This window comes from Lutibacter sp. B1, from assembly GCF_012524075.1.
GTDB lineage: Bacteria > Bacteroidota > Bacteroidia > Flavobacteriales > Flavobacteriaceae > Lutibacter.
In genome coordinates this window covers 24202-31322 of sequence record NZ_JAAZUI010000029.1, presented here as the reverse complement: position 1 = coordinate 31322, position 7121 = coordinate 24202, and the positions used below count along the sequence as shown (strand labels likewise).

Sequence of the window (7121 nt, the reverse complement as noted above, 5' to 3'; positions counted from 1 at the left end):
ATAACAAAAAACGTCTACACTCTTCTTTGGGATATAAAACCCCTTATGAAGTAGAACAAGAATTTTATCAATTTAAATATGTAGCTTAGGTCTTAAAAAAATTGTCCGACTTTTTGTTGCAAGTCCAAGTGATAGTTGTTCCATAATTGAAACAATGCCACGTACAAACTTATGTGCGTGGGATTTAAACGGCTATCCTTTGAGAATTGTAAGAATACAGCGTTTAGGTGCTTAATGTAATTGACCTGCTCCAAAACGATTTAGAATTTGTTATGAACTTTATTATTTTCCATTACGCTAATTATTTCTTCGTAATCGTAATAGAGTACACCCCCTACTTTGGTGTAGGGCAATGTGCCATTAATTCTTAAATTCTGTAACGTGCCAGAAGAGATTCCCAAAAGCTTTTTTACTTCAGGGGATTTTAGCCACCTTTTGGTAATATGACCAGATTGGCTATTGAGTAGTTCCTTGATATCATCGAGCAGTTCCATTTTGAATTCTCGAAGGTCGTCTGTGGTAATAATACTTGTGGGCATAATAGAACGGATTAAAAGAAAGGGACTACCGTTTTGCTTTCATCTAAAATGATAGCCCCTGACCTGATTTGACTTTCGTTCTACAAAATTGGGGTAGTTTGCTGGATTTTATTCACAAGTTAGGCCTACTTGGGTGTTTTTCTTCTCTCATTTTCAATGTAATACAATAGAGGGTTTTGGTACTTCTTCAGAAAAAATACCCTATCTAAAAACCACCAAATAAAATGAGATTTTCCATAAAACAAGAAACACCCAAGTTGAAGCATCTTGGGTGTTTTATTTTATGTTATCAGTATCATCCATCCTTTTGGTCAACTGCTTTTTCAGTATATCCAAAAATTTGGTTCTACCATTTTTACGCATTCGTATTTCCAGAAAAGCTCTGTAATAATCGCCCAAGTCCACTTTAAACGTTTTTTCAACAAAATAGGCAATATCTTTAATGTCAACAGTACCATTATTTATGACATCTGTGCTGTGCAAAGCGTATATCAGTTCAATTAAATATATTTTGTGGGCTGTCCAGGTAATTTTGGTTTTACTTTGTAACAATCTTAAACTTGCATAATTTCCATTATTTTCCAATTTATCAATTTCCCGTTTTAAGTGTACAATCAAAAGGTCGTAGGCTAAAATTGTGGCTACGGTACTATCGTGGCTTGTTGCAAATTGTTCATCTACAAAAAAGTGAAATGAATCCGGGAATAACCGAATATCTGCCTTGCCTCTCAAAAAATATTGTTCATCAAATACAGTTGCTTCCCTACGGTAATAATGGTAAAAATCGAGATTGTCGTTAAAATAAGTTTGAAGTTTTTCAATATAATTGTTCAAATATTTTACTTGAGATTTATTACTTCCCCTCGGTCTTTTACCTTCAATATTAAATAGTTTTACATAATAGATGAGTTTGCTATAAATTTTCGGTTTAGTACATTTAAAGAAATGTATTTCCTCTAATTTGGTTTCAAATTCATAATCAACTACGATACTTCTAACTTTCTTAAGGGTTTGCTTTGCAAGTTTAATCCCTTTTTCAGCTTTGAGTAAAATATCTTGTTCTTCTATTTCAAGAATATCTAATTTATTGTCTAATTTTTTTAATATGTCGTCGTAATTTGTCGTCATTCATTCTGGGTATCATTATTTTCACTTAATCTTCTGCAATAGCGTTGCATTTAAAATTGTAATTAATTAAATAGATATAAAATACTTTAGGAACTGCAAGAACAGTACAAAGCAGATTAACAGGATAACAACGATTAGAATACCAATCCAAATTATTTTATCTTTTTTGGTAATGCTATTTTTTACAGCTGGTACTTTATTGTTTTTTTTATTTCGTCTATTCCGTCTATTTTCCGACATAGAATATCATTTTTACTATATATCAATCATTTCCACTTCAATTTTTGTAGCCACACAAACCACTTGGAACATTATATTCTCGTAGTTAATCAATGCTTATGAATATTCCCTTTTAGCACAAAATAGTATAATAGGAATGCGGTTATTACCACAAAGATTATTGCAAGAATCCCATTGAACTTATCTTTTTTTGTGATTTTGTTATTCGATGATTTATTAACTTTCTTATTTCTTTTATTTTTCTGTTCTTGATACATCGCTTTTGATTATTACCATTTCATCTTCTGCAATCTTACAGCGTTTAAAATAGCCAACAAAGCCACTCCCACATCCGCAAATACAGCTTCCCACATTGTCGCCAGACCGCCTGCTCCCAAAACAAGAACCACAGCTTTTACTCCAAAAGCAAGCGCAATATTTTGATATACAATACGTCTGGTTGAACGACCTATTTTAATAGCTTTTGCAATTTTGCTCGGTTGGTCTGTTTGGATAATGACATCTGCGGTCTCAATGGCGACATCGCTACCTAAACCACCCATTGCAATACCTACATCACTTACTGCCAAAACTGGCGCATCGTTTATGCCATCGCCAATGAACGCAACTTTGTTATCGTTTTCGGACATTAGTTTTTCGACTTCCTTCAATTTATCTTCTGGAAGCAAACCGCCTTTTGCCCAATCTACACCCATTTCTTTGGCAACTTGTTGCGTAATTGAATCCTTATCGCCCGAAAGCATTATGATTTTTGAAATACCAGATTCCCGAATTTGTTTAATGGCATCGTGTGCATCATCCTTTAACTCGTCTGCAATGATTACATAGCCTGCAAATTTGCTTTCAATGGAAACCATCACAATGGATTCTACAATGTTGTCGGTTTCAGATGGAACTTCGATATTATTTGAAATCATCAATGGTTTATTCCCAACTAAAACAGTTTTGCCATTGACCATTCCCTTTAATCCTTTTCCTGCGACTTCGGTTACTTCTGTTGCCTGAAAATCTTCGCCATCGGCTTTATATTCCATAATTGCCTTGGCAATGGGATGAGTGGATTGTTCTTCCATCGCCATTAGGTATTTCATCATTTCGGCTTCGCTCAATGACCCATTGTTTACAACGACATTTTTGATTTTAAAAACCCCTTTGGTCACGGTTCCGGTTTTGTCCATTACAACCGTAGTTACCTTTGTCATTTCGTCCAAAAAGGAAGCTCCCTTAAAGAGAATTCCATTTTTTGAAGCTGCTCCCAATCCACCGAAATAACCCAACGGAATAGAGATAACCAATGCACAAGGACAGGAAATAACCAAGAAAATCAAGGCTCTATACAACCAATCGCTAAAGACATAATCGTCCACAAAAAAGTAGGGTATAAACGTCAATCCAATCGCAAGAAAGACAACGATTGGTGTATAGATTCTTGCGAACTTTCTAATGAACAATTCGGTTTTTGATTTCCGTGCGGTGGCGTTTTGCACCATATCAAGAATTCTTGCAATGGAACTATCCTTAAATTCTTTGGTCGTTTCAATTTCAATAACGCCATCCAGATTGATGCTTCCTGCAAATACTTTTTCTCCTTTTGCAATGGTGTCAGGTTTGCTTTCGCCCGTTAATGCTGCGGTATTGAACGAGCCTTTTTCGGACAATAAAATACCATCCAAAGGGATTTTTTCGCCCACACGGACTTGCACTTTTTCGCCAATAGCAACGGTTTCGGGATTTACAGAAACATAATTGTTGTTCCTATAGACCAAGGCTTCATTAGGTCTTACATCCAGTAATGCCTTGATGCTTCTCTTGGCTCTTTTAACGGCGGCACTTTGGAACAATTCGCCTACAGCATAAAACAACATTACTGCCACACCTTCGGGATATTCGCCAATGGCGAATGCACCTATGGTTGCGATGGACATCAATAAAAACTCGGTAAAAAAATCGCCATTTTTGATGCTTTTCCAACCTTCCTTTATTACAGGAAAACCTACTGGAAGGTATGCGACTGCATACCAGACGATACGTATCCAGCCCGAAAAATAGGGGAAGGTTTCAAAATAATCAAACGCAATGCCCGCAATGAGCATTACAAAGCTGAAAATTGCTGGTACATAAATTTTAAATTTCCCTATACTTTCCGGACTGCTATGGTTGTGGCCATCATTGCGCTTGTGATTATCGGATGAAGTTTTATTTAAATCTCTTAAATTCAGTTTCTTTTTTTTCATTTATATCAATTATAATTTTATTTAAATTCACAGTCATTCCAATCTCAACACCAATTGGGCAAACTGCACCTCTATGGTATCATCGATACCCTCTATTAAGGAATCCAAACCAGTATTTGAAACCAATAATTGTCCGGTTGCACTTATCAGGCAGGACATACTTACTCCTTGTTCTATATGGGTAATGGTTGCTTTAAATTGTGATTTAAAGGATTTCCCTTGATAAGTAACATCTATCAGCCAATTAAAGTTGATAGGGTCGTGCCGTTTTGATAAAAAATCCTGTGATGGAATAGTGCCAGTAAACCGAAGTATTAAAGGGTCTTCCCGCTGTTCTAAAAGGGCATTGATTTTAGGACTATATGTTGATAAAGTCTTAAGGTCGAGTACACCATTGACCACTTTGGAATCATAATCAAGATATAGTGCCAATTTATGGCTTTCTGCCTTGATGGGTTTATCATCAACCAAAGTCATCATCATAATATGACCTTCTTCAGTTGTATAAACTTTTTGGGCATTTACCTTATAATAACTAACCAACAAGATTATTAAAAAACAATGTTTAATATTCATAATGCGCATCTTTACTTGTATAATTTAAAAAAGCAGCTTCTACTTTTGCTTTTAATACTATTAATCATTTTGCTTTAAAAAGCATCATAAAAGCTGCCTGCTATTAATTAAGTTTTCACTTAACTTATTTAAATAAAAAATTTCGCTCATTCCTATAACGATTTACCGCTACTTGTTATCTATATCCTTTTCTCGTTTACCGAAATAATAAATTAGCGCAACACTTGCACCTAATAAGCCAAACAGAGTGTTCTCAAAAATTTGATTCCCATTGATATTTAAAATTTCAATGAAATTATTTATTAAATATTGCCATCAATTGATTTCGTAATTCTGGCTGCTAAACGTGAAAATTGTTATCCCAAAAGGTTGAAGGATAAAAACACCTATGGCAAACCCAATTAAAATGGTAATAAGAATGCTTTTTTTATTCATCGTCTGTCTTTTACGGAAGTAAGCTTACTGGCTCTCAATCCAATTTTTGGCATCTTCCTTTTGGTCTATATTGAAATACTTAATATCGGCATTGGTAAAAGGCTTCATAAATTGGGTTATCCAATTCTGCCATTTTTTATCTCCTACCATTGCTATTTTTTCATAGTCCGTGGCGTGGGCTGTGTCCATTTTTAGGTCTTCCCATAAACCAGGTAAATCCCAACCTGTAAAGTTGACCATCTCAAAATACCACCGGACTTTCATTCCTTTGTCCAGTATGGCGTGGATAAGTGGATGGATTTTTTCTATATCTTCTTTTCTCAATTTGCCCGAAGCTTTTGTTGCAACAATATTTTTTTCTTTTAATTCGATTATCTGTAACATTTTATATAGTTTTTAATTAATAATTATCCTTCTAAATCGTAAAACCATTCTTCCGCCCTTATGATGCCTTCTGATAAAGCTTCTTTTGCTGAAATATCTTTTTTTTCAATTAGTTCTTTTGCTATGGACAGGGCTTTTTCTCGTACAATAGGATTTAAGGTATCTAGGTCAGTTTTAAAATCTTCAAACATCCAGTCCATAGCTTCATTTTAATGGTTAAAAAGTTCCTTTTCTTTTTCAGGGTCTATTTCATCTTTTGACTTTTTGTCCAAAAAATAATCAAGCACAATACCCACGATAACAGCACCTACGAACGCTGAATAAACCTGCCAATTAAATTGGATTATCAATGATAGACTTATAAGTATCGCCAAAATGGGTAAAATCGGCACTCGTCCTATAGCCAAAGGAACTTTAAATGGTCGTTCTTGCTCTGGTGCTTTAAACCGAAGCACGATAAGTGCGACATTTACGGCAACAAAAACAAGTAAAGCGCCTAAAGAAGACATACCTGCTACAATCTTAATATCGCCCAACAATAAAAATCCCGCAACTGCTGCCATAACTACAATAGTAGTAACCCACGGTACTTTCTGTGCATTGGTTTTGGTCATAAACTTTGGAAGTTCTCCCACACTGGCCATTCCAAAAAGCAACCTACTTATGGATATGATACCACTAAAAGCAGCATTAGCCGTAGCAAAAAGTGCAGCGATAGCCAATACCACAGGCAACCAATTGTTGAGATTGGAAGATGCAAGAGAAAGTGGCGAATCCACGTTTGCCAAAGCGGAAGGGTCTGCAATATTCAAAACCGTAAAAGCAATAAATAAATAAATTATTGTAGTTATTACCATAGTCATTAAAAATGCACGGGGAATTGTTTTCCCTGGGTTCTTAACTTCCGAACCCAAAGCTGCCATATGTTCAAAACCAGTATAGATAAAGAACAGTGTAGCTGTGGCCGCCAAAGTTCCAGAAATCGATTCAACTTTAAAAAATTCTGCTTTGGGTGGACCAGTTTCCAAAAGTCCAAATACTATCAATAATAACAATCCCAAAAGTTGAATGCTGACCATAATAATATTTGCTGTCGACGATTTTGTGATGCCTGTAATACTAATTAATGACAACACCAATAAAATGCCATAACTTATTAGAAGAGAGGGCATATTAAAAAACGTATTGAAATACCCCGAAAAGGCAAGTAACACGGCTGCAATGGTGGCCGAACTATGAAACGCAATCGTCCAACCCGTGAGAAAAGACGGAATATCAATTTTTGGAAATGCCTTGCGTACAAAAATAAATTCCGCACCAGCATTGGGATAGGTAGAGGACAACTCTGCATAGGACATTGCAGAGACACTAGCCGCAATTGCTGCAAAAATAAAACTCAACCAAAGGTCTGTGCCCGCTTGTCCAGCAGCTGCACCAATCACGGTATAGATTCCTGCACCCACAATCGTGCCAACGCCATAAAAGGTAAGTCGAAGCGTACTCAAAGATTTTTTTAGTTCTGCCATATTTTTTAGTTAAAGAGGGTGGAAGAAACCTGAACTGGACCATTGGGCGCAAGGGTTCA

General features: G+C 35.8%; 7 protein-coding genes. All 7 read right to left on the bottom strand.

Annotated elements, in window-relative coordinates; translation table 11 throughout:
• Positions 1–260: 260 nt before the first annotated feature.
• Positions 261–539, bottom strand: coding sequence for a helix-turn-helix domain-containing protein (locus tag HGB55_RS13680; RefSeq protein ID WP_025743375.1), 279 nt, complete (start codon positions 537–539; stop codon positions 261–263).
• Positions 540–815: 276 nt separating this feature from the next.
• Positions 816–1667 carry an RteC domain-containing protein gene (locus HGB55_RS13675; RefSeq protein WP_168817446.1) on the bottom strand — a complete coding sequence of 284 codons (852 nt, stop codon included), beginning with the start codon at positions 1665–1667 and terminating at the stop codon, positions 816–818.
• A gap of 509 nt (positions 1668–2176) precedes the next feature.
• Positions 2177–4141, bottom strand: a complete 1965-nt coding sequence (locus tag HGB55_RS13670; RefSeq protein WP_116770198.1) for a heavy metal translocating P-type ATPase — start codon at positions 4139–4141, stop codon at positions 2177–2179.
• Between the two features lie 33 nt (positions 4142–4174).
• Positions 4175–4717: a hypothetical protein gene (locus tag HGB55_RS13665; RefSeq protein WP_027126741.1), complete on the bottom strand. Its 543-nt coding sequence runs from the start codon at positions 4715–4717 to the stop codon at positions 4175–4177.
• A 459-nt stretch (positions 4718–5176) separates the two neighbouring features.
• Complete coding sequence (locus HGB55_RS13660; RefSeq protein ID WP_027126742.1) at positions 5177–5536, bottom strand: STAS/SEC14 domain-containing protein; 360 nt, start codon at positions 5534–5536, stop codon at positions 5177–5179.
• A gap of 23 nt (positions 5537–5559) precedes the next feature.
• On the bottom strand, positions 5560–5736 hold the full coding sequence (locus HGB55_RS13655) for a hypothetical protein (protein ID WP_164674149.1): 177 nt from the start codon (positions 5734–5736) through the stop codon (positions 5560–5562).
• A gap of 9 nt (positions 5737–5745) precedes the next feature.
• On the bottom strand, positions 5746–7062 hold the full coding sequence (locus tag HGB55_RS13650) for an APC family permease (protein ID WP_026775383.1): 1317 nt from the start codon (positions 7060–7062) through the stop codon (positions 5746–5748).
• Positions 7063–7121 lie beyond the last annotated feature (59 nt).